We start from the raw sequence: 25553 nt of genomic DNA on the forward strand, positions 1-25553 counted from the left end.
TGTGTTAGCGCGTGAGGATGGCGGAAAGGACGTAGGCGAGCCCACCCTCGGTCACGGGGGCGGTCACCTCATTGGCCTGGGCTTGCACCTGCGGTGGCGCTTGGCCCATCGCGACGGAGTAGTGCGCCCAGGCGAGCATCTCCACGTCGTTGCTGCCATCGCCGACGGCGACGGTCGCGTGCGGCGCGATCTGCAGCCGGCCGCGCAGCATCTCCAGCGCTGAGGCCTTGGATACGCCCTGGGGCGCGATATCGAGCCACGCGCTCCATCCGATGTAGTAGCCGACGCCGTGCAGGCCCGTGTCGGCGATGAGCTCGGCGAACTCGGCGCTCGGTACGTCGGGCGCGCGCACGGTGACGCGGGTGGCGGCCATGTGGCGCAGCCGCTCGAAGGGCACGATCGGCGGGGCGGTGGCGAGCTCGCCGTCGGGGAAGGGGCCCGTCGTGTAGTGATCGCCGTTGCCGTCCTCGACGAGGAAGAGCGCGCTCGGGATGCGCTCGCGCAGTTGGTCGAGCGCGCTCGCCGGGTCAAAGGTGACGACGTCAGACAGGTGGTAGCCCGCGGGTGAATCATCGAATTGCAGCACGACGGCGCCATTGGCGCACACCGCATAGCCATCACTCATGCCGAGCTGGCGGGCGATCGGCAGCACGCCGTCGACCCCGCGCCCGGTGGCGAGCACCACGGCCGCGCCGCGTCGCCGCATCGCCGTGATCCCCTTGGCGACGACGGGGTGCAAATAGCCGTCGATCTGCACGATCGTCCCGTCGATATCAAGCGCGACGAGCAGTTCCTCAGAGGGCGCGAGGCTCGCTGGGGGCGAAAGGCGCGGGCGGGCGGGAGCGGACGTCATGGCTGCTGCTAGCGGACGGGCTCGATGACCTCCAGGCCACCGAGGTATGGCCGCAGCCCCTGCGGCACGATGACGGAGCCGTCAGCTTGCTGCTGGTTTTCGAGGATCGCGACGAGCCAGCGGGTCGTGGCGAGGGTGCCGTTCAGGGTCGCGGCGGGCACGATGCCGTTCTCGCGCCGCTCGCGCACCTGCAGCCGGCGCGCCTGGAAGGTCGTGCAGTTCGACGTCGAGGTCACTTCCATCCACCGCTGCTGGGTAGGCAGCCAGGCCTCGCAGTCGTACTTGCGTGCCGCCGAGGAGCCGAGGTCGCCCGCAGCGATGTCGATGATGCGGTAGGGCAGTTCGACCTTGGCGAGCATCTCCTCTTCCAGCGCGAGCAGCTTGAGGTGTTCCTCGTGCGCCTGCTCCAGCGGGCAGAAGGAGAACATTTCGACCTTGTTGAACTGGTGGACGCGGATGATGCCGCGGGTGTCCTTGCCGTAGGAGCCGGCCTCGCGGCGGTAGCACGTGGACCATCCGGCGTAGCGGATGGGGCCCTCGCTCAGGTCGAGGATCTCGTCCTTGTGGTAGCCCGCGAGCGCCACCTCGGAGGTGCCGGTGAGGTAGAGCTCGTCGGCCGGCAGGTGGTAGACCTCGTCGGCGTGTTCGCCGAGGAAGCCCGTGCCGCCCATGATCTCGGGGCTGACGAGCGTCGGAGTCAGCATCGGCGTGAAGCCGTGGGCGATCGCGAGGTCCATCGCGCAGTTGAGCATCGCGAGTTCGAGGCGCGCTCCCATGCCCGTCATGTAGTAGAACCGCGAGCCGGCGACCTTCACGCCGCGCTTGGTATCGATCCCGCCGATGGCTTCGCCGACGTCGAGGTGGTCCTTCGGCGTGAAACCCTCGGCAGCGAAATCGCGTGGCGCCGGGCCTTCGGTGCGTAGGACGACGAAGTCCTCTTCGCCGCCGGCCGGGGCGCCGTCCTCGATGATGTTGTCGATCTGGTAGACCAGGCGCGTCAGCTCGGCCTCGGCCGCTTCGGCCTCGGCGGCCAGGCGCTTGACCTCCTCAGCCATGGCGCGCGCGTTATCGAGCGCCGCCTGCCGGTCCTCGGGAGCCGCCTGCCCAATCGCCTTGGACAGCGCTTTTTGTTCGGCACGCTTGTCTTCGTGGGCCTGCAAGCTAGCGCGGCGCTTCTCGTCCGCGGCCAGGATCGCATCGACCAGAGACTCATCGGCGCCACGCGCCCGCTGGGATGCGCGTGCGACCTCGGGATTATCACGCAAAGCTCGCAAATCGATCATGGCCCCAAGCCTATCGGATATCGGGCGGGTGCCCAGGCCCCGGCCTACACTCGCACTATGGACACCTGGTCATCGATTGTCGCGCTCCTTGCCTGTCTGCTCGCGGCCGGTGCGCTCGTCGTCGCGATCGTGGCCTATCGAGCGTCAGCCAGCATCTCCCGTTCCGGCACAGACGGTGCCGACGCGGCCGCCCAGGCGGATTCGGCGGCAGCCGCCGAACCGCCCCCGACCGGTCCCCCGGCGATCATCGTCAATCCCGTGAAGCTCAATGACCTCGACGCTTTCAAGGAGCGCTGCACGCAGATCGCTCGCCAGTGCAACCTGCCCGAGCCGCTGTTTTTTGAAACCTCGGAGGACCACCAGGGCCATTCCCAGGCGCGCGAGGCCGTCGCCAAGGGCGCCTCCGTCGTCGTTGCCGCCGGCGGCGATGGCACCGTGAGGCAAGTGGCACGTGGGCTCGCGGGAACGGGCGTCCCGCTCGGCCTCGTTCCCATGGGCACCGGTAACCTGCTGGCCCGCAACCTCGATATCCCCCTCGGCTCCGTCTCCGATCAAATCACCGCGGCGTTCACCGGCCCCACGCACGCCATGGACGTCGGCTGGCTCAAGGCCGAACCGCTGCGCGACGAGGAAGCCCTCGAGGCCGCCACCGCCAAGCGGTTCGCGAACCTCCTTACCGACGAAGGCGCGGTGCCCGCACCCAAGCCCGATCACGAATATCTCTTCCTCGTCATCGCGGGTCTGGGCTTTGACGCCGCGATGGTCGCGGGCGCCGACGATGACCTGAAGGCACGCATCGGCTGGCTCGCCTACTCCGTCGCCGCCATCAAGCACATGACCGGACGGCGCATCGATGCGCGCATGTGGATCGGTGGCGCCGAAACCCCCGAACACCAGCGCGCGCGCACGATCATGTTCGCTAACTGTGGGCGCCTTCCCGGCGGTGTCGTCCTGCTGCCCGACGCCCAGCTGGATGACGGCTGGCTCGATATCGCCACCATCGATACGACGGTCGGTCTGCTCGGGTGGGCGGCCGTCGGCGGCAAGATCCTCCTGCAGGGCCTCGGCATTCGCCGCGATCAGCCCGGGCCGCTGCCCGGTTCCATGACCTTCCGGCGCGGCAAATCGGTGCGCGTGAGCACCGCCGAACCCGAGGCCGTCCAGGTCGACGGTGACCTCGTCGGCATCTCACGCCACATCGAAACCCGCGTCGAACGCGGCGCCCTGCTCGTGCGCAGCTAACAACATTCCGCGCGAGCAGCCAACGCTATTTTTTCCTAAATTCACAGTGAGACTCGCCATATACATAGCTCAACGGAGACGACAACCATGACTCGCGCTCACCTCACGCCCTGGCCCCTCGCCGCCCAGACCTGCCAGAACGCGGCCCGCGCCCCGGATTTGCGTTGCCTGCAGCGATGCTGATGACCACGCTCGACGATAGCCACACCATAGTCCCCACGTTCTGGCACGGCGGACTTGCCTGCACCCAGAGCTGGCTGCGCTACGACGGGATTCGTCCGCCCGCCGCGGGATGGCGCGTCCTGCCTGAGGGTAACTGGGAGCTCTCGACCGAACTCGACAACGAGCCCTGGGCCGCCCCGCTCACCAGCACCTATCGTCTCTCCCCCGCCGCTGCCGCCTCCCCCTCCGGCGCCGCCCACGCCTTCCCCGCCCGTGGCGAACTTGACGCCTATGCCGCGGCGCTCGCACAAGAACTCGCTCGCCTCACCGAGCCACCCACCTTCCAGACCGACGCCCCCGTCGTCATCGCAGGCCCCCACGACCTCATCTCCGTGCACGTCCCATTCGACGGCACCACCGTGCGCATCCTCGAGCACCCTCCCCTCGAAACCCCCACCGGCTCCGACCGGGCCCGCCGCGCACGCGTCCTGCGCGACGACGCCCCGCTGAGCTGGGAGGGCTGCCTCTATTGGACCGAGGACGACGGAAAAGCGTCACCGCGATACTGGCCCGACGGCAGGCATCCCGCGCTTGATGCGCCCGAAACCCGCGGCCCGCTGCTCGATCTTCTTGCCGACGTCCTCTCCGCGTAGCACCGACGCTGACCGGCACGCGCATCTGCCCGAAACTATCGGAGTGCGCGCGCGATGGCGCATAATAGGCAAGATATGTCGAACGCGCATGCCCTGGGGGGACTCCGACGCGCCGCCAGGTTCGTGGCGGCTAGCCTTGTGGCACTCCTCGCGCTCGTTGTTGCTCCGCTGCCAAGTCACGCGGCGCCCGCAAGCACGAGCGATGAACCGGTCATCGTCGTGGGCCTCGGTGCGATGCGCTGGCGGGAGGTCGATGCCGCGGCGACACCCAACCTGCTCTCGCTCCTGGCCGAACCCTCGGCCGCGGCCGGGTCCCTCGTCGTGCGTTCGGTTGCCACCCTCACGTGTCCCGCCGACGGCTGGTTGACCGTCTCGGCAGGCCGCCGCACAACGGCCGAGCCACGCGGCACCGCCTGCGCGGGCATCGCCACGCACAATAGCCCGGCCCGTGCCGCCGACTGGGCGACCTACGTCCAGACCGCCACCGATCAGGACTACGGCGCAATCCCGGGAACGCTCGGCTCACTGCTTGCCAGCCACGATATCTCCGCCGCGGCGCTCGGCCCCGGCGCCATCCTGGCGCTCACGCAGACCGACGGCCTGCTCGCCGATCCCACGCTCGCCGACCCCGAGCCCCTCACGCCTGAGTCAATTTCCGCGACGCTGCCGGGTCTACTCGAGGCGGGCACGCGCGTCATTGCGATCGACGCCGCCTCCCGAATCGACGACATCACGCGCCTCGGCCACGGCGCGGCCGCCAACCCCGCGACCGCCGATGACGACATCACCACCGCTCTCGACGCTAACCTCGGCGCGGCCCTTGCCGCCGCCCGCAGCTACGCCGAGACCTCCGGCACGCCCGTGCGAATGGTCGCCGCGGGCCTGCACGATCGCCACACGCGCCCCTACCTCCACGTGTTCGTCACCGCACGCATCACCCCCGACGGCGATGTGACGCCCGCGAGCGACGCGGGCGTCCACCTCATCTCCTCCGCCTCGACACGCCAGCCGGGCATCGCCCAGAGCACCGATCTACTACCAAGTATCGCCTCCTGGCTCGACGCGCCGACGCCCGCCACCGCCGTCGGCTCCCCCATCAAGGTCACGGCCGACGAACCCATCCCGCTCGCCGAGTTCCTCGCCGGCCAGGTGGACTACGACATCCACCTCGACCGCTCGCGCGCCGCCGTGCCGTGGTTCTACCCGGGCTACATCATCCTCGTCCTCGCGCTGTTCGCCCTCAGCGCCCGCGCACTGGGCGCCCCGCGTGTCAGCCAGCTCGCGCCCGGGCGCCACCGCCTCCTCGCGCTGTGGGCCGGAACCGCGCTCGCGATGCCGCTCGGCGTCTACCTCGTCGACCTGCTGCCCTGGTGGCGTGCCGGTGCCGCCCTCGCCCCCGTCCTCGGGCTTCTCGGCGCCCTCGCGTTCGCGATCGGGCTCTCGGCGCTCGCACTCGCTGTCACGGCGCGCGCCGCTCGCGGCATGTCGGGAGCAAGGGGCGCCCTGACCCGCGCGGTCGCTGCCCCTGCCCTGCTCGCCACCACCCTGTGGCTCACGCTCATCCTCGACGCCCTGGCGGGCGCACCCCTGCAACGCACCGCCATCATGGGATCGTTTGCGACGGTCGGCGGCCGGTTCTACGGCATGAACAACACCTCGTTCGTGCTGCTCGCCGTCACCTCATTCATCGTCGCGGCGAGCCTCGCGGCCGTCCTCGCTCGCTTCGCTGCCCCCACCGAGTCCCGTCGGCGCCAGCGCGCCTCGGCCGCCTTCGTCGCCATCGGACTCGTGACCGTCATCATCGACGGCGCCCCCTCCATCGGCGCCGATTTCGGCGGTCCGCCGGCCCTCATCCCGGGCTTCGCGATCGCCACCCTCGTTGCGCTCGGCATCGCCTTATCGCTGCGACGCGTCCTGCTCATCCTTGCCGCGACGGTCGCCGCCGCGTTCGCGATCTCCTACCTCGATTACCTCCGCCCGCCGGCCCAGCGCACCCACCTCGGGCGGTTCATGCAGTCGGTGTTCGACGGTGAGCTCATCCAGATAGTCGGCCGCAAGGCGAGCGCCAACCTGCACATCCTGACGAATTCCTACTTCACGATCCTGTTCGCTGCGGCCCTGCTCATCCTCGCGGCCTTCCTCCTCGGGGCCCGCACCCGACGCCGCAATGCGCCCAACCTGCCTGCCGCCGAGGCGCCCTACGGTTGGTTGCTAGCGGGGCCGAACGCCCTGGCGGCGCGCCTCACCTACCTGCGCCCAGCGGCCCTCGGAATTGCGGTCACGCTCCTGATCGCCTTTGCGGTCAACGACTCCGGCGTCGTCATTCCCGCGATTGGCCTCGGCCTGGCCGTTCCGGCCTTCATCATGATCGCCCACACGTGGCAGGCCGAACGCGTGCCTATTTCGGCAGCGACGCACCCCGAAGGTTAAGCCGATACGGCTCCCCCGGGCGCTGCATTGCGGCCGACTGCGCGATGATCTCGCCCGGGATCGCGCGCGTGCGCACCCGCCGCTGAGTCACCGCGAGCATGACGTCGCGATACTGCCCGGCGCGGTGCAGCTGCCCGGCCAGGTCATTGCCCGTCGCGCGATGCGTGAGATCGCATGGCACCTCGATCACGGTCAGGCCAGCGCGCAGCACGTCGATCGTCATCCCGGTCTCCACGCCCCAACCGCGCGACAGTGGCGTCGCGACCTCATAGGCCTCCCGGCTCAAACACCGCTGACCGGACAGCGGCTGCAGCGGCTGCCAGCCCGTGAACTTCTCGATCGCCTTGCGCGCCGCGCCGACGACGAAGCCCCGGCCACCGGCCCCAGCCTGCGGTGGCAGCGCCGCGATCGCCAGATCCGCGCGGCCTTCCAGCACGGGCGTCACGAGTTCATTGCATTCGACGGCGCTCTCGCCAAGATCCGCATCCAAAAACAGCAGGTGCCGCGGCGGCCGGTTATCAATATCGCGCATCGCCACGACGGCGGCGCCCGTCTCCATTGCCGATGCCTTCCCGCGGTTGACAGCATGGCGCACGACGGCGGCGCCAGCATTGCGGGCTACGTGTTGCGTCTCGTCATCGGATCCGTCATCGACGACGATGACGAGGTCGACCCGTTGGATGGCGCGGGCGGCACGGATCGTCGTAGCAATCGTCTCCGCCTCGTTTTTTGCAGGAATCACCACGGCTACGCGGCGCGTGGGATCGGAACTCACGCCACTAGCCTAGCGGGGTGTGAGCGGTGACGCAGCCGCGAAATGGTGGAATGATGGAAATGCTCGACGCTCACTGTCCCCACCAGATCGGAGGCCCGCCGTCATGACGCCTCCCGCCCCGCCGATCGGCGACCGCCACGCCCTGATTGCTTCGCCGCTCGGCGAGCTCACGGTGATCGCCCGCGACTACCGCCTAGCCGGCCTGTACTACGACGATCACACCCACCGCCCCGATGCTGCCCGCTTCGGTCAGCGGGTCGAGGCCAGCGCCGATCCGTTCCTGGCCGAGGTCGCCCACCAGCTCGAAGGCTACTTCGCGGGCACGCTCACCCACTTCGATCTGCCGCTGTACCTGCCCGGCACAACGTTTCGCACCCGCGTGTGGGAACTCCTGCGCCACATCCCTTACGGGGAGCACCGCAGCTACGCCCAGCTCGCCGCCCTTGCCGGAATCCCCGCCGCCGCCCAGAGTATCGGCCAAGCGGTCGGGGCGAACCCGATCTCGATCATCGTGCCCTGCCACCGCGTGCTCGGCGCCGACGGCTCGCTGACGGGCTACGCGGGCGGAACCGCGCGCAAACAAGCGCTGCTCGATCTCGAAGCCCCGACGGACCTCACCGCCTCGCGACTGTTCTAGCCGCAGGCGCGAGGCCCGTCGACGCTCCGCGAGTCCTACAGCCGCCGCCACCTCCGACGCCAACGGGCAACCGGCACTACCCCCCGGCCGGCTGTGGGACGATAGACTACGACGACCATTGCGCTGAGGTTCAGCGCGGAAATTACTGGATTTCGCCATGGCTGCCGATCCACGTCCGACCATCCGAGACATCGCTCGCGAGGCGGGAGTATCGACGACGGCTGTCTCCTTCGCGCTCAATAATCGCCCGGGCATTTCCGTCGCGACGCGCGAACGCATCTTGCAATTGGCAGAAGACCTCGGCTGGACGCCCTCAATCGCGGCGCGCGCTCTTTCCAGCCAGCGGGCGCGGGCCGTCGGCCTCATCATCGGCCGACCCTTGGGATCCTTCGCGGGCGAGCGGTTCTTCTTCCACTTCATGATGGGCGTGGAGCGCGGGCTATCCGCCCACCGCTATTCCTTCGTCTTCCACACCGCCGCAGAAATGTCCGACGAACTCGATACCTACCGCCGCTGGTGGGCCGAGCGGCGGGTCGACGCCGTCATCGTCGTGGACCTCCTGCAGGACGATCCGCGGCCGGCGCTCCTGGCCGAAAGCGGTATCCCCGCCGTCTTCGCCGGCGACTTCCCCGGCTACGGCGCGGCCGTGATGAGCGACGAGGAAGCTCTCATGCGGCGCGTCATCGACTATGGGCGTTCCCTCGGAATCGAGTCGATGGGCTACGTCGCGGGCCCGCAATCGATCGTCCACTCCGACCGACGGCTGCGCGCATTCGCCGAACTCACCACAGCGGCCGGCATCTCCGGCATGGGCGTCGCCGCCGATGATTACACCGTCGAAGCCGGCCACGACATCGTGCGCCAACTGCACGCGGCCGGGGACCTCCCGCACTTTATCGCCTTCGACAACGAGGTGCTGTGCCTCGGCGCCACGCGCGAGCTCGTCGCACAGGGCATTCGAGTCCCCGACGACGTGGCCGTCATGAGCTTGGAAGACTCCCAGCTGTGCGAGGTGATGGTCCCAGCTGTGACCGCGATTCGGCGTGATTCCGCGGAATTCGGCGAGCAGTGTGCGGCGCTTGTGCTGGACCTGCTGGACGGGCGCGCTGAAGCAGGCACCTCGGTCGTGTTCGACCCGGCACCCGAGGTCATCGAGCGCGCCTCCACGGCCATCGCCCCTGCCTCCTAGCCAGCAGCAACCCGGCTTCCCACTCCCTCAAAACCGGGCGATCGGAGCCGTTGTGGAGAATTAGGGGAAAACACAAACCCCTAACTCTCCATAAGCGCACCTATCCCCTCCAGAGAACGTAAACGCCCAAGCGGGAACGCCCGCCCAGGTGCGGACGCGAGCGCGGACACGCTAGCGCAGGCGCGAGCACGCACGCTAGCGCAGCGTCACCTCGCGGGAGATGAGGCCGGAGCGGGCGCTGCGCTGCTCGGGCGTGAGCGGCGCGTCGTCGGCCAGCGCCTTGCCGAGCCGCTCCTCGAACGCGGCGGCGACGGCGTCGAGCTCGTCGGCCTCGCTGCCCGGGTTGAGCTCCCACACTGGGACGAGCAACCCGCAGGAGCGGAAGAACCCGATGAGGCGGGTGCCGTCCTCCAGCTGCGTCGCGCCGTCGGTGTGAAGCTTGGCAAGCGCGTCGAGCAAGCTGTATTCGTCCTCCGGGCGCACCCAGCGCAGGTACTCCTTGCCCATGCGGCACCAGAAGGCGGACGCGACACCGGCGACGGGCGCGGACGGCACGATGTGCTCCGCTGCCTGCTCGAGGGCCTGGTCGAGCTCGGGCGAACGCTCGGCGCTCGGATCCACCCAGTAGGCGAAATCGTCGTGCACGGTGAGCTCCCACGCGGCCTCGGGATCGACGATGTCTTGCAGGCGCGGGCCGGGCTCGGGCAGTTCGACGTGACGCAGCGGCGTGCCGGGGGCGAGCGCGGCGGCGGATTCAATCGCGTGCGCGATATCGCGCGAGGCATCGCCAGAGCGGGTCGCGGCCTGCAGCGCGACGACGACCGTGCCATCCTCGCGACGCAGCGCGGGCCACATCTCCGGCAACAGCGTGACGAGCAGAACGGGCACGTCGGCGAGATCGCCGGTGAGCTTCAGGGGCGCGGAGGCCGACGGGAGGAGCTCGCGCATCGCGACGAGATCGGTTTCGCCCGCCAGACCCTCAAACGGGCGCTCGACGAACGCGACCTCCTGGCGCTTCGGCTTCGCGGCGCGGTCCTTCTTACGGTTCTTTTTTCCCATGACGACAAGGATACGTCCTGGCCGCGACTAAGGCGCTAACGACTCCGCGCCCGCGCTAACGTCCCCGCGCCTGCGCTAGCGTGTCCGCGCCTGCGCTAGCGAGTCCGCCCCGTGTAGACGTTCATGCGGCCCTCGCGCGTAAACCCGGCAAGGAGGATTCCCGCGTCCGCGGCGAGGTCGATGGCGAGGGAGGATGCCGCGGATACGGCGACGACGGCGCCCAGCCCAGCCATGGCGGCCTTCTGCACGAGTTCGAATGACGCGCGCCCCGATAGCGCAAGAATGGCAGGGCGATCGTCACTCCCAGCACCGCCAGGTCCGGCTATCCCGCCGCGAGCGCCAGTACCGTCCGTTTCCCCGCGAGCGCCAGGGGCACCCACGGCCGGCAAGGCACCCGACATCAGCAGCGCACCAATTGCTTTATCGGCGGCGTTGTGGCGCCCGACGTCCTCGCGAATGACGACGGGATGGCCGCCGCCGGTGAAAATGCCCGCGGCGTGGATGCCGCCGGTGGTGGCGAACGCCGTTTGGCGCTCACGCAGGAGCTCCGGCAGGCGAACGAGCACTTGCGGGTCAAACCGCGCCTCGCCCGCACTTTCGCTACCATCATCCCGAGCCTCGCCACCCGCTCCGGCGAGCGAATCCCGCCCAGCCATCGCGCCTGCCCCAGCAAGAGCGGCGGCGCGGCGCGCCATCACCTGCTCGATCGACGTCGTGCCGCAAATCCCGCACGCGCTCGTCGTCGTGAGCAGCCGCCGGCCGGACAGATCGGGCGGCGCGAGCCCGGGCGCGAGATCCACGTCGACGACGTTAAACGTATTCTCGTTCTGCCCGCATGTCCCGCCGCAGTAACGCACCTGCGCGATATCGGCGCCGGCGCGAATGAGGCCCTCGGAGTACAGCAGGCCGTGGACGAGCTCGACGTCAGCGCCGGGCGTCCGCATCGTCGTCATCAGCGACTGACCCGCGACGCGAATCTCGAGCGGCTCCTCCACGGCGACGGTATCGGCGCGACCGCCAATGATGACCTCGGGCGCACCAGCGTCACCAACCTCGGGCGCACCAGCGACACCGACCTCGGGCGCACCAGCAACACCGCGGACGACGACGCGCGTCATCCGCAATTTGCGCGTAATCCTGCCCACGGCTCCCCTTACGCGCGCGCAGCCGTGGCGGCCGCCTGTTCCGCGCCGGACGCCGCATATTCCGCGCCGGACGCCGCATACTCCTCGCCGGACGCAACCCCGGCCTGCCCGGCCGCGGGCTCCAGCCGGATAATGATCGACTTGCTCGTCGGCGTATTGCTCGTCTCGGCCGTCGAATCCAGCGGCACGAGCACGTTCGTCTCCGGGAAGTACGCCGCCGCGCATTGCCGCGCGGTGTCATAGGCGACAACGCGGAAGCTGGGCGCGCGCCGCTCGCCATCGGGCGCCACGGAGATCAGGTCGACGATATCGCCATCCGCGACGCCGAGCTCCGCGCAGTCGGCGGGGTTTACAAAGACGACGCGGCGCCCGCCGCTGATCCCGCGGTAGCGGTCATCGAGCCCGTAGATCGTCGTGTTGTACTGGTCGTGACTGCGCACCGTTTGCAGGATGAGGTGGCCGGGCGGGCACTGCAGGACCTCGAGCTCGTTGACGCTCAGGTGCGCCTTGCCATCGCTCGTCTCGAAGCGCCGCTCGCGCGGACCATTCGGCAGCGCGAAACCGCCCGGGGCCGCGATGCGTTCCTCGTAACGCTCAAACCCGGGAACCGTCGCTTCGATGTGGCGCCGTACGACGCGGTAATCGTCCGCCATGGCCCGCCAGTACGCCTCACCAAAGGCGCGATGCCCGATCTCCGCGACGATGCGCGGCTCGGAGTGCAGGCCGCGGTGGGCGGTGCGCCGCCCGGTGGAGGCGTGCACCATGCCCATCGAGTCTTCGACGCTCACAGACTGGATCCGGCCCGCCTGGCGGTCCTCGTCCGTGCGGCCGAGCGTCGGCAAGATGATCGAGGTCGCGCCCGGGTGCAGGTGCGAGCCGTTGAGCTTGGTCGAGACGTGCACCGTGAGGTCCACACGCGCCATCGCCGCCTCCGTCACGGCCGTATCCGGCGTAGCCCGCACGAAGTTGCCGCCCATCGCCATGAAGAAGCGCACCGCGCCGTCGCGCATCGCGCGGATCGCCTCGACGGTGTCGTAGCCGTGCTTGCGCGGCGCAGCAAAGCCGAACTCCCGATCGAGCGCCGCAAGGAAATGCTCCGGCGGTTTCTCCCAAATCCCGACGGTGCGATCGCCCTGAACGTTGGAGTGGCCGCGCACCGGGCAGGCACCCGCGCCGGGCTTGCCCATGTTGCCCGTCAGCAGCAGGAAGTTGACGATCTCGCGGATCGTCGGCACCGAGTTTTTGTGCTGCGTCAGCCCCATCGCCCAGCAGACGATCACGCCGTCGGCCTCTTGCACGAGGTCCGCGACGCGGCTGATCGCCTCGGGCCGCAGTCCCGTCGCCGCGCGCACCTCGTCGTCGGACAGCGCCAACAGGTGCTCGATGGCAGCCTCAGTGCCGGTGCAGTAGGTGGCGAGGAAGTCCGTATCGAGCGCGTCGCGGCGGATGAGTTCGCGGCTGAGCGCCTGGAAGAACGCGAGATCGCCGTTAACGCGGATGCGCATGTATTCGTCGGCGAGGTCCGTGCCGCCGCGCAGCATGCCGCGGATCGTTTGCGGGTTTTTGAAGTTCTTCAGCCCCGCTTCCGGCAGCGGGTTGAGCGCGACGATGCGCCCGCCGGCCGCCTTTTGCTTCTCCAGCGCCGCGAGCATCCGCGGGTGGTTCGTGCCGGGGTTTTGCCCGACGATGATGATGAGGCCCGCGCGGTGGATGTCCTCAAGCGTCACCGTGCCCTTGCCGATGCCAATCGTCGTGCCGAGCGCCGCGCCCGAGGACTCGTGGCACATGTTCGAGCAGTCCGGAAGGTTGTTCGTCCCGAGACGCCGCGCGAGCAGCTGGTACATGAAAGCGGCCTCATTCGACGTTCGCCCCGAGGTGTAAAAGACGGCCTCCTCGGGCTTGATCGCGCCGAGGTGGGCAGCAATCTCGTCGTAGGCCTGCTCGTAGCTGATCGGGCGATAGTGCGTATCGCCCGGCGCGAGGCGCATGGGCGTGGTGAGGCGGCCGGCGCGCCCGAGCTCGTAATCGGTGAACTCCCGCAGCTCGGCAATCGAATGCTCGGCGAAGAACTCCGGGGTGCAGCGCCGCGCCGTCGTTTCTTCCGCGACGGCTTTCGCGCCGTTTTCGCAAAACTCGACGATGCCTTCCTCGCCGGGCTTCGGATCGGGCCAGGCGCAGCCCGGGCAGTCCACTCCCCCGGGCTTGTTCAGCGTGATGAGCGGCAGCAGCGCGCGGTCGCGGATCGCGAAGTCCATCGCGTGGTGGATGCCGCCGAAGCCTGCGGCGGCGCGCTGGCGCGGCCCCACCCGCGGATCGTCATAGGCGGTTGCGCTCTGCGCCTCGCCGACCTCCCCCGCCTGGCCGGCCTCCCCCGCCTGGCCGGCCTCGCCCGCGTCGCCCGCCTCGCGGGCCCGTCTCGCATCAGCCATCGCTGCTCCTTTACTCGGCTCCACAATCGGGGGCCCGCGCTACAGAATCTCGGGGACCGAGCCGTCCTCGCTCGTGACGGGCAGCCCCGCCTGGTGCCAGGACGTCATTCCACCGTCGACGTTGTAGGCGTCATAGCCGTTCTGATTCAGCCACGCGGCCGCGCGCCCGGAGCGGCCCCCGGTCCGGCACACGACGAGCAGATCCTCGTCGGGCAGTTCGTCGATGCGATCGGGCAGATCGCCGAGCGGAATGTGCAGCGCGCCCGGCGCGTGGCCCGCCTCCCACTCCTCGTCCTCGCGGACATCAAGCAGGACGTAGCCGTCGGGCACCGGATCGGTGACGTCGAGATCAGCGACGGTGATGGTCTGGGGCGTGTGCGGAATAGCCATGGGTCAATGGTGGCACGTATGGGCAATTTTGGCCCGCACAGCGGCGAAGCACCGCGCGAAAGCGCGCCCGGGCGGGGACAATGGAGGCATGCATGAACGAGCCGGCCAGGTGGCACGCGAAGAAGATCTGATCGACGTCGACGCCCTCATCGCGGCGTACTACGACAAGGAACCCGATCCGGATAATCCGGACCAGCAGGTGGTGTTTGGGACGTCCGGGCACCGCGGCTCCGCCTTCGATACGGCCTTTAATGAGGCGCATATCGTGGCGACGACGGCCGCGATCGTGGAGTATCGCCGCAGCCAGGGCACCGACGGCCCGCTGTTTATCGGGCGTGACACGCACGCGCTGTCCAAGCCCGCCTTCGACTCCGCGCTCGAGGTGCTGGCCGCCGCCGGCGTCGAGGTGCGAATCGACGCGAGCGACGGGTACACGCCCACCCCCGCGGTCTCGCTCGCGATCCTGCAAGCCAACGGCGCGGGCTCTCGCGCGGGCGCGGGTGCGGGCGCGAACTCCAGCACCGGGCTGCGCCGCACGGGCCCCGGGCTCGCCGACGGCATCGTCATCACCCCGAGCCACAACCCGCCGCGCGACGGCGGCTTCAAGTACAACCCGCCGCACGGTGGCCCCGCAGATTCGGACGCCACGAGCTGGATCGCCCGCCGCGCCAACGAGCTGCTGCGCACCGGCTGGCGCGAGATCGCCCGCCTGCCGCTGAAGGAGGCGCTCGCCGCCGAAACCACCACGCGCTTCGACTTCCTTGCCACCTACGTCGAGGAACTGAAGAACGTCCTGGATCTCGACGTCATCCGCGACGCCGGCGTGCGCATCGGCGCGGACCCGCTCGGCGGCGCCTCCGTCGAGTACTGGGGCGCCATCGCCGAGCGCTACGGCCTGAACCTCACCGTCGTCAATCCCAAGGTCGATCCGCGCTGGTCCTTCATGACGCTCGATTGGGACGGCAAAATCCGGATGGATTGCTCCTCGCCGTACGCGATGGCCTCGCTGCGGGAGAAAATGAGTGGCGATGCCCCCTTCGATATCGCGACGGGCAACGACGCGGATTCCGACCGGCACGGCATCGTCACCCGCGACGGCGGCCTCATGAACCCCAACCACTTCCTCGCCGTCGCCATCTCCTACCTCTACACGCATCGCGACGGCTGGCGCGCGGACGCGGGCGTCGGCAAGACCCTCGTGTCTTCCTCGCTGATCGACCGCGTCACGGCGGATCTCGGCCGGCGCCTCGTCGAGGTACCCGTCGGCTTTAAGTACTTCGTGCCCGGGCTGATCGACGGCTCGATCGGGTTCGGCGGCGAGGAGAGCGCGGGTGCCTCGTTCCTGCGCAAGGACGGCACGGTCTGGACGACGGACAAGGACGGCATCATCCTCGCCCTGCTCGCCGCCGAGATCATGGCGCGCACCGCGAAGAGCCCCTCCGAGCTCCACCGCGAGCTGACGGAACGCTTCGGCGAGTCCGTCTATGCGCGGATCGACGCACCGGCAAACCGCGAGCAGAAGGCCAAACTCGCGGCGCTCAGCCCCGAGGACGTCACGAGCACCGAGCTCGCGGGCGATCCGATCACCGCGAAACTCGTGCGCGCGCCCGGCAACGACGCGCCGATCGGCGGCCTGAAGGTCACGACCGACAACGCCTGGTTCGCGGCGCGACCCTCGGGCACGGAGGACGTCTACAAGATCTACGCCGAGTCCTTCCGCGGTGAACAGCACCTTCAGCAGGTGCAGGCCGACGCGAAACAGGTCGTCGACGAGGCCCTCGGCAGCTAGCCGCTGAGCTTCCGGCCGCGCGGCTCCCACCTCCGAGCCGCGCGGCTCGAACGACCGGGCCGCCCGCCGCCCGTCGCCCGTCGCCCGCCGTCAGCCGTCGCCGCCAGCCGTCAGCCGTCGCCGCCAGCCGTCCGCCGGCGCCGGCTGCGAAAGTGTGCGCCGTAACCTACCGGCGAGGGCGAAATCTGCCCTGCTCGGTGTGAGACGATCCAGGGGTGGCGAACCCCTATGCTGCGATCCTCTCCCACCCCGGCGCTCTCGCATTTTCGGCGACGGGGTTAGTGGCGCGCCTACCGCTCGCGATGACGGGCCTCAGCATCATTTTGATGATCGAGCACACCTACGGCAGTTACGGCCTGGCGGGCGCCGTCTCGGCCGTCTACGTCGTGACGATGGCCGCCGCCGCGCCCATGCTCGCGAACCTCGTCGACAAATACGGCCAGGCCCGCATCATGCGCCCCGCGCTCGCGATCTTCAACCTCGGGCTCGCCGCCCTCGTCGCGGCAACGATCACCCGCGCGCCCGCCGCGCTGCTGCTCATTGCGGCCGCCATCGCCGGCACCGCCACGGGTTCGATTGGCGCGCTCGTGCGCGCCCGCTGGTCCATCACGGTGGCCGACGCCCGCGAGCTCCACACCGCCTACGCGCTGGAATCGGCCCTCGACGAGGTCGTGTTCGTCATCGGGCCGGTGCTCGCTACCATCCTCGCGACGACCCTCGCGGCGCCCTCCGCCATCATCGCCGCCATCGCCTTCTCGCTCATCGGCGGTTTCTGGTTCCTCTCGCTCACCGCCACCGAGCCCCCGGCGCAACGCCGCACGAAGCGCAAACGCGAACTGTGGGAAGACGCCGTCGACGATCCGCACGCCCGCGCAAGCGACGCCGCCCCCGGCGTCCTCACCCTGCCCGCCATGTGGTCGCTCATTGTCGTCATGGCGTGCATCGGCGTCATCTTCGGCGCGACGGACGTCTCCACCGTCGCCGTCTCCAAGGAGTTTGGCCGCGAATCGCTCGCGGGCGTCCTCCTCGGCATCTTCGCCTTCGGCTCCCTGATCTCCGGGCTGCTGTACGGCGCGCGCGTCTGGAACGCCACCCTCACGATGCGCTTGGCAATCGGCGTCATCGCGCTCGCCGCCGGATCCTCGCTGTTCTTGTTCATCCACTCGCTGCTGGTGCTGGGCGCCGTCATGTTCGCGACGGGATTCGCCATCGCACCGACGTTCATTAACGCCAACGCCGTCATCCAGCAGGTGGTCCACGCCTCGCGGCTGACGGAGGGATTGACATGGATGGCGACGGCAAACTCCGCGGGAGTCTCGCTCGGCTCGGCCATCGCCGGCGCCATCATCGACGCCAAGGGCGGCCACGCCGGTTTCTACGTCGCGGTCGCAGGAGCCGTCGGCGCCACGATCATGGTGCTCGCGACGCTGCCCGTGATTCGCCGCTCGATCACGACCTCGCGCCTCTAGCGCGTTCCCGCCTCTAGCGCGTTCACCCCTCTAGCGCACCGCCACCAGTGAAATCCGCAGTCGCTTAAACCTTGAGGTCACTACTCATCAGCCCGCAGGTCCGGCGAAGCGTCCAGTTCGTCGGTCAGGGCATCGAGTTCGGCGCCACCGGCCATGAGATGGGTGAGCTCCTCAAGGCTGATGCCGGCCTTCGCGTACGTCCCGAGGGAGGCGCCGCGGTTCAGGACGAGGAACTGGTCCCCGACGAGATAGGCGTGCTGCGGGTTGTGCGTAATGAAGATGACCGCGATCCCGCGCTCGCGCGCCGCCTGGATGTTCTTCAAGACGACGCCGGACTGCTTGACGCCGAGCGCCGCCGTCGGTTCGTCGAGGATCAAGACGCGGGCGCCGCGGTGGATGGCGCGCGCAATCGCGACGGACTGGCGCTCCCCGCCGGAGAGCGTGCCGACGGGTTGCTCGACGTCGCGGATATCGATGCCGAGCGCGGCGAGCTCACGGCGGGTGGTGCGCTTCATCTCGCCGATTTTCAGCGTGCCGAACAGGCCCACACGCTCGGAGCCGAGGAAGAAATTGCGCCACACGCTCATGAGCGGGACCATCGCGAGGTCCTGGTAGACGGTGGCGATCCCGGCCAGGAGCGCTTGCCGCGGGGAGGTCAGGCGCTGCGGCTCGCCGTCGATGAGGAAGTCGCCGGCGGAATGCTCATGCACGCCCGCGAGGATTTTGATGAGCGTCGATTTACCGGCGCCGTTGTCCCCGAGGATGCAGGTGACTTCGCCCGAGCGCACCGAAAGGTCGATATCGCGCAGCGCGATGACGGAGGCGAAGGTCTTGCCGAGGCCGCGCGCCTCGATGATGGCCTCGCTCATGAGCGCACCCCCGCTCGGCGTGCGACGGACCAGTTCACAAGCACGGCCGCGAGCAGCATGATCCCGAGGAAGGTTTTCAGCCAGTTGTTGTCCCAGCCGGCGTAGACGATGCCCTGGTAGGTCATGCCGTAGATGAGCGCCCCGAAGGCCGCGCCGATCGCGGAGCCGAAGCCGCCGGTGAGCATACAGCCGCCGACGACGGCGCAAATGATGTAGATGAACTCCTGGCCGACGCCCGTCGTCGCCTGCGCGGTGCCGACCTTGAACAGCGCGAGCATGCCCACGAGCCAGCCCGCGGCCGACGTCGTCATGAACAGTGCCATGATGGTGCGGATATCGCGCACGCCGACTGCCCGCGCGGCGCTCCGGTCCCCGCCGACGGCGAAAATATGGTTGCCGACGCGCGTGCGCTGCAGCACCCAGGTGGCGATCGCCGTGACGACGATGAACCAAATGACGGGTGCTTTAATCGCGAACGGGCCGAGATGCAGCGTCGAGCCGAAGAGCTGCCGGACGGTGAAAAAGCCCGAGATTTTGTCGATTCCTTGCAGCGCGACGGTGCCGGTGAGCAGCTTCGTGACCGCGAGGTTGATGCCCTGCAGGATGAAAAACGTCGCGAGGGTGACGATGAAGGACGGCAGGCCGGTGCGCAAAACGATCGCGCCGTTGGCCGCCCCGATGGCGAGCGCGAGGACAAGCGCGAGGATGACCGCGAGCCACAGGTTCACGCCGTAGGTGCCGGCGAGGATGCCGACGAACAGCGCGGTCGTGCCGGTCATGACGCCCGCGGACAGGTCGAAGTGCCCGCCGATCATGAGCAGCGCGACGGCCACGGCCATGATCCCGATCGTCGCGGAGGACTCCAGCCACGTCGAGATCCCGGCGGGAGTGAGGAAGGTCGTCGTGTTCAGCGCGAAAAAGACGAGCACGGCGACGGCGGCGATGACCGCCCCGATCTCGGGGCGTCGCATCACGGTGGTGAGGTGGGAGGTGGCGACGGCTCGTTCGTCGGGTTTTTCGCGCTCAGTCATCGTTGCCCGGTTAGTGCTTGCCGCGCTGGATCGCGTCGGCGATCTGCTCGACGTTGTCCTTCGTGACGACGAGCGGGCCGGAGTAGACGGGCTGGCCGCCGCCGGTGTCCATCGCGTCGATCACTTTCTGCTTCAAAAAGACGACCGGCAGCCAGCCCTGGGCATAGGGCTGCTGATCGACGGCGAAGGCAAGCGAGCCGTCCTTGATGGCCGAAACGACGTCGGCGTCGAGGTCGATGCCGCCGATCATCGCCGAGCTGGACGCGTCGCCGATCGACTTGAGCGCGGCGCTCGTGATCGAACCGTTGAGCGTGAAGACGGCGTCAATATCGGGGGTGGCCTGCAGCTTGGCGGTGATGGTGTTTTGCGCCGAGGCGAGATCGGAAATGTCGACCTGGAGGTTCTCCGCCTGGCCGCCAAACGTCTTGGCCGCGCCCGCGCAGCGCTGCTCCTGGCCGATATTGCCCGCCTCGTGGATCACGCAGATCATGCGCTTTTTGCCCGCGGCCTTGAATTGCTCGCCGGCCGTTTCGCCCGCGAGCTCCTCGCTCTGGCCGACGTGCGTCATCGCGCCGAATTCCTTGTAGCGCTCGATGCCGGAGTTGATCGTAATGACGGGGATTTTGGCGTCGACGGCGGCCGTGATCGCCTCTTTCAGCCCGTCGGGGTTCGCCATCGAGACGATGAGGCCGTCGACGCCCTGGGCGATCGCATTCGTGATGAGGATCGACTGCTGGGCTGGATCCGGATCGGCCTGGTAGGTCATCGTCACGCCCATCGTGGCGGCGGCGTCCTCGCCACCGGATTTGACGATGTCCCAAAAGGCGTCGCCCTGCGCGGAGTGCGTGACCATCGCGAAGGTGAGATCGGCGCCCTCGGAGGTGGAGCCGGAGCCCTGCTGGGTGGCAGCGGCGGAGCTCGTCGTCGTAGTGTTCGGGGCGTCGTTGGTGCAGGCGGTTAAGGTCATAGCGCTCAGCGCGCAGGCGGCAAACGCGAGAATGCGTCGCATGGGATCCTCCAGTGGGGCGGGCGATTCTGCCCGCCAGCCTACTCCGTGTGCTAGGTCACGCGCCAAGTCGTTTGCGGCCCGGTCCTCCCGTAGCCTGAAGGCATGGGATTTTCTCGCACCGGTTCGATCCTGGAAGACGCGCTGCACGCGCGCGTTGAACCCCTCGTTCGCCGCTTCGGCTTCCGCCCCCGCGTCCTCGGCTATTTCGGCTACGGCACCAGCGAGCGCGCCCGCGTCCTGGTGCGGGTGCTGCTCTCGCGCCCCGCGCCGAAGCCGTCGTCCCTGCCCGAACCCGTCGCGCGTGCCCAGCGCGGCTGGCGCAATTTCATGACGGTGCACGCCGCGAACCTGCCCGTCACGATCCAGCTCGGCGCGGCGATCACCCACACCCACACGGACCGCAACGGTTATATCGACGTCGTGCTTGAAGGCCACGGGCTGCCGCCCGGTCGACACCGCGCTTACGTGCACGCCGAGGGCGCCGCCGTCACTCGTGCCGACGTCGAAATCATTGGCGATAACCAGCGCCTCGGCCTCATTTCCGATATCGACGACACGGTGCTCGTCACGATGCTGCCGCGCCCGCTGCTCGCCTTCTGGAACTCCTTCGTGCTTCGCACCTCCACCCGCAAACCGGTGCCGCACATGCCGGAGCTGTACACCGCGCTGACGGCGCGCTGCCCGGAGTTGCCCGTCTTTTACCTCTCGACGGGCGCGTGGAACACGTTCTCGGTGCTGCGGCGCTTCCTCGCGGCCAATGGTTATCCCGACGGCCCGCTCCTGCTGACCGACTGGGGACCGACGCAAACCGGCTGGTTCCGCTCCGGGCAGGAACACAAACGTGCCATGCTCGCCGCGCTCAGCGAGTGGTACCCGCAGCTCACCTGGCTCCTCATCGGCGACGACGGCCAGCACGACCCGATGATCTACGGCCAGTTCGCCAAGGAGCATCCCGATCGCACGCTGCTCATCGCGATCCGCGAACTCACCGCGGCCCAGCAGGTCCTCGCGCACGGCACGCCCGATACGGGTCCGGGCGATAAATCCGCCCCCGAGGTCTGCGAGGACGAACTGTCTTCCAGCGTGCCGGTGGTGACAGGGCCGACGGGCCGTGAGCTCGCCACCCAGGTGCTCCCCGTCGTCGAACAGTTCGTCGCGCAAGCACCGGAGCGGGCCTAAGCGCGGCGGCTAAGCGCGGCGGCTAAGCGCGGCAGGCCTAGCTGCGCGAGATCAGCGGCTCGAGGCTGAAACCCTGAAAACTATCGAAGCCCAGGTGCGCGAGGATCGCCATCATCGCATTGCGCGCCGCTTCCGCGTCTCCGCAGCGGATCGCCTCGGCCAGCTCGCAGTAGGAATGCCCCACCGAGTCATCGCCGAGTAGCCGCTCGGGCCGCTGCCCATACGTCGTCCGAATAACGTCGCCGATGAGGTTTGCAATCCCGTCGAAGAGGCGGTTGTTCGCCGAACGGTAGAGCACGCACTGGAAGGAGATTTCGAGGTCGACGAACGACGCGAACCGCTCCTCGCCGAGCAGCGTCACCATGCGCTGCGCGTAGGCGAGCATCAATTCGCGGTCGGCCTCACTGGCACGGTTGGCCGAATACCAGCACGCCCACGGCGCGAGCGCGGTGCACAACTCCCCGAGCGCCTGCAGCTCCTCCTTGCGGGCGCGTCCCGCCAGCCGCCAGCGAATAATCGCCGGATCGAAGGGCGTCCATTCCGAGATGGGCGTGACCTGCAGGCCCACCCGGCGCTTCGGCACAAGCATGCCCTTGTCTTCCAACACGCGCATTGCCTCGCGCGCCACGGTCCGTGATAGGCCGTACTTGTCGCAGATATCTGCGATCGTAAATGTCGAGCCGGCCGCTATCTCGCGATTAGCGATCCGGGCTCCGAGCTCATCAACAAGCTCTGTCGCCACTATGCGTCATCCCCCTGGTGTCGTGGTTTTCTGACCATCGAACGTCATCATCCTTTAGGGGCCATCCTAACGGACGCGGGCACCTTACCCTATGGGCAATCTTCGGTTGCCCGAACGAAGAGCCCGGCGCGGTGCTCCGCGAGCCGGCGCGGCGGATGAACGTGAAATTGCCGCCGGGCAGGGTGACAATGGGAGGCAGACGCTATCCGTCCTCACGCTAGGAGCACCATGACCGAGCACGTATTCGCCACGCCCCCCGTCGCCGTCGCCGATCTCGGCGTCACTGGGATGGGAGTCATGGGCTCGCGGCTGGCCCGAAACTTCGCGCGCCACGGCTACACCGTCGCGATTCACAACGTCACCCCGGACATGACGGCCGACGTCATTAACGAGCACGGCGAGGAGGGCCAGTTTGTCCCCGCCGACGACATGGCGGATTTCGTTGCCTCGCTGAAGACGCCGCGCGTCGTGCTCGTCATGGTCGTCGCAGGCGAGATCACCGACCAGGTGATTGAGCGCGTCGCGCAGTACCTGGAGCCGGGCGACATCATCATCGACGGCGGCAATGCGCTGTACACCGATACGATCCGACGCGAGAAGGAGCTCGCCGAGCGCGGGCTGCTCTTCGTCGGAGCGGGCGTTTCCGGCGGCGCCGAGGGTGCGCTCAACGGCCCGTCGATCATGCCCGGTGCCTCCGACGAAGCCTACGAGCGGGTCGGGCCGCTGCTCACGGCGATTGCCGCGCGCGCCGAGGACGGCGAACCGTGCACGACGCACATTTCGACCGACGGTTCGGGCCACTACGTCAAGATGGTGCACAACGGCATCGAATACGCCGACATGCAGCTCATCGCCGAAGCCTACGCGCTGATGCGCGGTGCCCTGGACATGACGCCGGCGGAGATGGCGAAGGTCTTTGCCGCATGGAACGAAACCGAGCTCGAGTCCTACCTCATTGAGATCACGAGCGAGGTGCTCGCCAAGGTCGATGAGGAAACCGGCAAGCCGCTCGTCGACGTCATTGTCGATCAGGCCGGGCAAAAGGGCACCGGCCGCTGGACGGTGCAGGATGCCCTCGACCTCGGTGTGCCGATCACGGGGATCGCAGAGGCGACGTTTGCGCGTGCCCTGTCCTCTTCCGTGCCGCAGCGCGAAGCCGGCGCGGACCTGCAGGCCCTCGCCGAAGCATGGGACGTGACCGACCGGGACGCCTTCATCGAGGACGTGCGCCGCGCCCTGTACGCCTCCAAGGTCGTCGCCTACTCCCAGGGCTTTGACCAGATCGCCGCCGCTGCCCTCGAATACGACTGGAACATCGACCTCGGCGCCGTCGCCAAGATCTGGCGCGCGGGCTGCATTATCCGGGCGCGCTTCCTCGACGAGATCGCCGCTGCCTACGATGCGGACCACGTCATCCCGGCCGCAACCTCTGATGGTGACGCCGGAGCGGGCGATGAGCCGGACAAGGACGGCGCCGGTACCGCCAATGAGGCCTCGACGGACTCCGAGCACGCCGCGGGCGAGCATTCCGGCACCCACACTCCCGATGCGGAAACCGCGGATGCGGAAGGTTCCTCCGGCGGCGAGACCGACGTTCCGCTACTGCTCGCGGCTCCCCACTTCCGCGCCACCGTCGAAGAATGCATCCCGGCGCTGCGCCGCATCGTCGCCCAAGCCGCGTTGCACGGGGTGGCGGTGCCAGCCTTCGGCGCATCCCTCGCCTACTATGACGGCGTCCGCGTGAACCGACTGCCCGCGGCGCTCATCCAGGGACTGCGCGACTACTTCGGCTCGCACACCTACGCACGCATCGATAAGGACGGCATCTTCCACACCCGCTGGGCGGAAGACGGCGCCGAGGAAAAAGTCGGCTAGAGCCTTCCAGCCTCCAGCGTTTCAACTCCCACCTAGCTCCTCAGCTCCGACTTCGCGTCATCGCTGGCGAGCGTGAGAGCCTCGTTGACACCAGAAAGCCGCTCCGATACTCATCTGAAGTATCGGAGCGGCTTTCTTTTGGCAGTGGAATGCTGCCCGCATCAAAAGGGTGGTGGTCCGTTGAGGGCTTCGTCGAAGCGCCAGTCGTTGGCCAGGGTGAAGCCGCGCGACTGTCCTGCCGCGCTTGTCTGCGTTGCCTCAGGTGTCATCGCGGTATCGGTGTTCGCGGTGGTGGTGAGGGGTTGATGGTCCGGGCTGGGTGGTGCGCCTGGTTTGGGGATGGCAACAATGGGCGGCGTCAGGCGCGGGTGGTAGATGGGTTGTTGGTCGGGGTCGATTCTTCGGGGTGGCCTGGCTGCTGGGATCCCGTTTTGGTCGATGATGATGGTCCAGCTGTTGGGGTCGCCGGGTGGTTTTTCGACTCGGGGATGATGACGTGAGCACACTAAGGCCAGGTTGGTGAGGTTGGTGGGGCCGCCGCTTTCCCAGGAGATGATGTGGTGGGCTACGCATCCTTCGGGTGGGTCGGTGCACATGGGGAAGACACATCCCCCATCCCGGAGGGCTAAGAGTTTGCGTAGTTTTTTGTTGGCGAGGCGGGTTTCTCGTCCTCGGTCTGCTTTGCGCGTGTCCCAAATGTGGCGGGTACGCTCCGGAAAAGCGAGCAGCGCATCGTCTGCTGACACTATGTGCGGGGCGGGTGGCGCCGGAGTCAACTTGGTGGCTTCGGGTCCGGTTCCGGTAGCTACCGTCGTGGTAGCAGCACTGGGACGGGACGTGTCGCCATTGGTGAAGTCATCATCTGCCATGATGCGGTCGGTCAAGGATTCGGCATCATCTTCAAAGGAGTCCGCTTCCGGGCCCTCCATATGGGCTCCATGACTTCCATTGCCACCAGGGTTATTCGGGCGCGGGCTCCCACCGCCGTTACCGGATGGGCCGTCACTGTCATCGCCCGAGGGGTCGTTGTCATCGAACGGGTCCTGCCCGTCGAAGGGGTCTTCGTTGTCGAAGAGGGATGGTTCCGGGTTGGTGGCCTCCCGCCCGGTGTCGTTGCCGGTGAGGTGGGTGAGGTCGTCGGGCTCGGGTGGGTAGTGGCCGGTCATGGTGGTGAACAAGGCATCCAACAACCGGGTCTTCCGGTCGGCAGCCTTGCGGGTTTTGCTGTGGCGTTGGGCTCTTGCGATGGCTTCGGCTTTCTTCTCCAATGCTGGCATCAAGATGCGCAAGTATTCGGCGGGGATGTGGGCGAACAGGTTCGCCCCAAACTCACCGTCTTGGAT

General features: G+C 68.2%; 21 protein-coding genes. 9 read left to right on the forward strand and 12 right to left on the reverse strand.

The genetic code is table 11. The features are described 5' to 3' along the window. Positions 1-4: 4 nt before the first annotated feature. Positions 5-853, reverse strand: coding sequence for an HAD family hydrolase (locus tag BLU67_RS06180; RefSeq protein WP_092563718.1), 849 nt, complete (start codon positions 851-853; stop codon positions 5-7). A gap of 8 nt (positions 854-861) precedes the next feature. Next, positions 862-2136, reverse strand: coding sequence for a serine--tRNA ligase (gene serS / locus BLU67_RS06185; RefSeq protein WP_092563721.1), 1275 nt, complete (start codon positions 2134-2136; stop codon positions 862-864). Positions 2137-2193: 57 nt separating this feature from the next. On the opposite strand from serS, the gene BLU67_RS06190 reads away from it, so the two are divergent. The 3 genes from BLU67_RS06190 (at position 2194) to BLU67_RS06200 (ending at position 6623) form a co-directional block, all read left to right on the forward strand. After that, the gene (locus BLU67_RS06190) at positions 2194-3378 is read left to right on the forward strand and encodes a diacylglycerol/lipid kinase family protein (RefSeq protein WP_092563724.1); all 1185 of its coding nucleotides are present in this window, start codon (positions 2194-2196) and stop codon (positions 3376-3378) included. Between the two features lie 176 nt (positions 3379-3554). Then, positions 3555-4193, forward strand: a complete 639-nt coding sequence (locus BLU67_RS06195) for a hypothetical protein (RefSeq protein ID WP_092563727.1) — start codon at positions 3555-3557, stop codon at positions 4191-4193. 75 nt (positions 4194-4268) lie between these two features. Continuing rightward, complete coding sequence (locus BLU67_RS06200) at positions 4269-6623, forward strand: hypothetical protein (RefSeq protein WP_143027351.1); 2355 nt, start codon at positions 4269-4271, stop codon at positions 6621-6623. On the opposite strand, the gene BLU67_RS06205 is transcribed toward BLU67_RS06200, so the two are convergent. Then, a complete protein-coding gene (locus tag BLU67_RS06205) occupies positions 6592-7398 on the reverse strand; it encodes a glycosyltransferase family 2 protein (protein WP_092563733.1) in 807 nt (268 codons plus the stop codon). The genes BLU67_RS06200 and BLU67_RS06205 overlap by 32 nt on opposite strands. A 103-nt stretch (positions 7399-7501) precedes the next feature. On the opposite strand from BLU67_RS06205, the gene BLU67_RS06210 reads away from it, so the two are divergent. Both BLU67_RS06210 and BLU67_RS06215 read left to right on the forward strand, forming a co-directional pair. Next, positions 7502-8035: a methylated-DNA--[protein]-cysteine S-methyltransferase gene (locus BLU67_RS06210; RefSeq protein ID WP_092563736.1), complete on the forward strand. Its 534-nt coding sequence runs from the start codon at positions 7502-7504 to the stop codon at positions 8033-8035. A gap of 157 nt (positions 8036-8192) precedes the next feature. Further along, a complete protein-coding gene (locus BLU67_RS06215; protein WP_092563739.1) occupies positions 8193-9224 on the forward strand; it encodes a LacI family DNA-binding transcriptional regulator in 1032 nt (343 codons plus the stop codon). 195 nt (positions 9225-9419) lie between these two features. Here the strand turns inward: BLU67_RS06215 and BLU67_RS06220 are convergent, their stop codons facing one another. From BLU67_RS06220 to BLU67_RS06235, 4 genes are all read right to left on the reverse strand, one after another. Then, positions 9420-10283, reverse strand: a complete 864-nt coding sequence (locus BLU67_RS06220; RefSeq protein ID WP_092563742.1) for a DUF5926 family protein — start codon at positions 10281-10283, stop codon at positions 9420-9422. Positions 10284-10378: 95 nt separating this feature from the next. Further along, entirely contained in the window at positions 10379-11428 is a 1050-nt protein-coding gene (locus BLU67_RS06225) for a formate dehydrogenase accessory sulfurtransferase FdhD (RefSeq protein ID WP_222842399.1), read from the reverse strand. Positions 11429-11436: 8 nt separating this feature from the next. Continuing rightward, complete coding sequence (locus BLU67_RS06230) at positions 11437-13857, reverse strand: FdhF/YdeP family oxidoreductase (RefSeq protein WP_092563749.1); 2421 nt, start codon at positions 13855-13857, stop codon at positions 11437-11439. A gap of 39 nt (positions 13858-13896) precedes the next feature. Then, entirely contained in the window at positions 13897-14247 is a 351-nt protein-coding gene (locus BLU67_RS06235; protein ID WP_092563752.1) for a rhodanese-like domain-containing protein, read from the reverse strand. Between the two features lie 88 nt (positions 14248-14335). Here BLU67_RS06235 and pgm point away from each other — a divergent pair, with 88 nt between their 5' ends. Together pgm and BLU67_RS06245 are read left to right on the forward strand one after the other, a co-directional pair. Further along, positions 14336-16036: a phosphoglucomutase (alpha-D-glucose-1,6-bisphosphate-dependent) gene (pgm, locus tag BLU67_RS06240; RefSeq protein WP_092563755.1), complete on the forward strand. Its 1701-nt coding sequence runs from the start codon at positions 14336-14338 to the stop codon at positions 16034-16036. A gap of 215 nt (positions 16037-16251) precedes the next feature. Further along, complete coding sequence (locus BLU67_RS06245; protein WP_092563758.1) at positions 16252-17505, forward strand: MFS transporter; 1254 nt, start codon at positions 16252-16254, stop codon at positions 17503-17505. An 80-nt stretch (positions 17506-17585) separates the two neighbouring features. Here the strand turns inward: BLU67_RS06245 and BLU67_RS06250 are convergent, their stop codons facing one another. Genes BLU67_RS06250 through BLU67_RS06260 form a run of 3 tightly spaced genes read right to left on the reverse strand, consistent with a single transcriptional unit; the run spans position 17586 to position 20414 of the window. Next, positions 17586-18374 (reverse strand): ATP-binding cassette domain-containing protein, encoded by a 789-nt coding sequence (locus BLU67_RS06250; protein ID WP_092563761.1) that lies wholly within the window; start codon positions 18372-18374, stop codon positions 17586-17588. After that, on the reverse strand, positions 18371-19405 hold the full coding sequence (locus tag BLU67_RS06255) for an ABC transporter permease (protein ID WP_092563764.1): 1035 nt from the start codon (positions 19403-19405) through the stop codon (positions 18371-18373). The genes BLU67_RS06250 and BLU67_RS06255 overlap by 4 nt, the downstream gene beginning before the upstream one ends. 10 nt (positions 19406-19415) lie before the next feature. Next, positions 19416-20414 carry a substrate-binding domain-containing protein gene (locus tag BLU67_RS06260; protein WP_092563767.1) on the reverse strand — a complete coding sequence of 333 codons (999 nt, stop codon included), beginning with the start codon at positions 20412-20414 and terminating at the stop codon, positions 19416-19418. Between the two features lie 102 nt (positions 20415-20516). Here BLU67_RS06260 and BLU67_RS06265 point away from each other — a divergent pair, with 102 nt between their 5' ends. Then, positions 20517-21593, forward strand: coding sequence for an App1 family protein (locus BLU67_RS06265; RefSeq protein WP_092563770.1), 1077 nt, complete (start codon positions 20517-20519; stop codon positions 21591-21593). Positions 21594-21630: 37 nt separating this feature from the next. Here BLU67_RS06265 and BLU67_RS06270 read toward each other — a convergent pair whose 3' ends face one another. Next, positions 21631-22335, reverse strand: a complete 705-nt coding sequence (locus BLU67_RS06270) for a FadR/GntR family transcriptional regulator (RefSeq protein ID WP_092563773.1) — start codon at positions 22333-22335, stop codon at positions 21631-21633. 228 nt (positions 22336-22563) lie between these two features. On the opposite strand from BLU67_RS06270, the gene gndA reads away from it, so the two are divergent. Continuing rightward, positions 22564-24210, forward strand: a complete 1647-nt coding sequence (gndA, locus tag BLU67_RS06275) for an NADP-dependent phosphogluconate dehydrogenase (protein ID WP_261977052.1) — start codon at positions 22564-22566, stop codon at positions 24208-24210. 161 nt (positions 24211-24371) lie between these two features. On the opposite strand, the gene BLU67_RS06280 is transcribed toward gndA, so the two are convergent. Next, positions 24372-25553 (reverse strand): HNH endonuclease signature motif containing protein (locus BLU67_RS06280; RefSeq protein WP_143027352.1); only part of this gene is annotated, 1182 nt, incomplete at its 5' end.

It is taken from the genome of Bowdeniella nasicola (assembly GCF_900107735.1).
GTDB classification, from domain to species: Bacteria; Actinomycetota; Actinomycetes; order Actinomycetales; family Actinomycetaceae; genus Bowdeniella; species Bowdeniella massiliensis.

Bases quoted from the DNA above. Each gene is read 5' to 3' on its own strand.
- gndA (WP_261977052.1), top strand. From the start codon at position 22,564: ATGACCGAGCACGTATTCGCCACGCCCCCCGTCGCCGTCGCCGATCTC.
- BLU67_RS06210 (WP_092563736.1), top strand. From the start codon at position 7,502: ATGACGCCTCCCGCCCCGCCGATCGGCGACCGCCACGCCCTGATTGCT.
- pgm (WP_092563755.1), top strand. From the start codon at position 14,336: ATGCATGAACGAGCCGGCCAGGTGGCACGCGAAGAAGATCTGATCGAC.
- BLU67_RS06190 (WP_092563724.1), top strand. From the start codon at position 2,194: ATGGACACCTGGTCATCGATTGTCGCGCTCCTTGCCTGTCTGCTCGCG.
- BLU67_RS06215 (WP_092563739.1), top strand. From the start codon at position 8,193: ATGGCTGCCGATCCACGTCCGACCATCCGAGACATCGCTCGCGAGGCG.
- BLU67_RS06250 (WP_092563761.1), bottom strand. From the start codon at position 18,374: ATGAGCGAGGCCATCATCGAGGCGCGCGGCCTCGGCAAGACCTTCGCC.
- BLU67_RS06260 (WP_092563767.1), bottom strand. From the start codon at position 20,414: ATGCGACGCATTCTCGCGTTTGCCGCCTGCGCGCTGAGCGCTATGACC.
- BLU67_RS06180 (WP_092563718.1), bottom strand. From the start codon at position 853: ATGACGTCCGCTCCCGCCCGCCCGCGCCTTTCGCCCCCAGCGAGCCTC.
- BLU67_RS06265 (WP_092563770.1), top strand. From the start codon at position 20,517: ATGGGATTTTCTCGCACCGGTTCGATCCTGGAAGACGCGCTGCACGCG.
- BLU67_RS06220 (WP_092563742.1), bottom strand. From the start codon at position 10,283: ATGGGAAAAAAGAACCGTAAGAAGGACCGCGCCGCGAAGCCGAAGCGC.
- BLU67_RS06195 (WP_092563727.1), top strand. From the start codon at position 3,555: ATGCTGATGACCACGCTCGACGATAGCCACACCATAGTCCCCACGTTC.
- BLU67_RS06230 (WP_092563749.1), bottom strand. From the start codon at position 13,857: ATGGCTGATGCGAGACGGGCCCGCGAGGCGGGCGACGCGGGCGAGGCC.
- BLU67_RS06235 (WP_092563752.1), bottom strand. From the start codon at position 14,247: ATGGCTATTCCGCACACGCCCCAGACCATCACCGTCGCTGATCTCGAC.
- serS (WP_092563721.1), bottom strand. From the start codon at position 2,136: ATGATCGATTTGCGAGCTTTGCGTGATAATCCCGAGGTCGCACGCGCA.
- BLU67_RS06255 (WP_092563764.1), bottom strand. From the start codon at position 19,405: ATGACTGAGCGCGAAAAACCCGACGAACGAGCCGTCGCCACCTCCCAC.
- BLU67_RS06200 (WP_143027351.1), top strand. From the start codon at position 4,269: ATGTCGAACGCGCATGCCCTGGGGGGACTCCGACGCGCCGCCAGGTTC.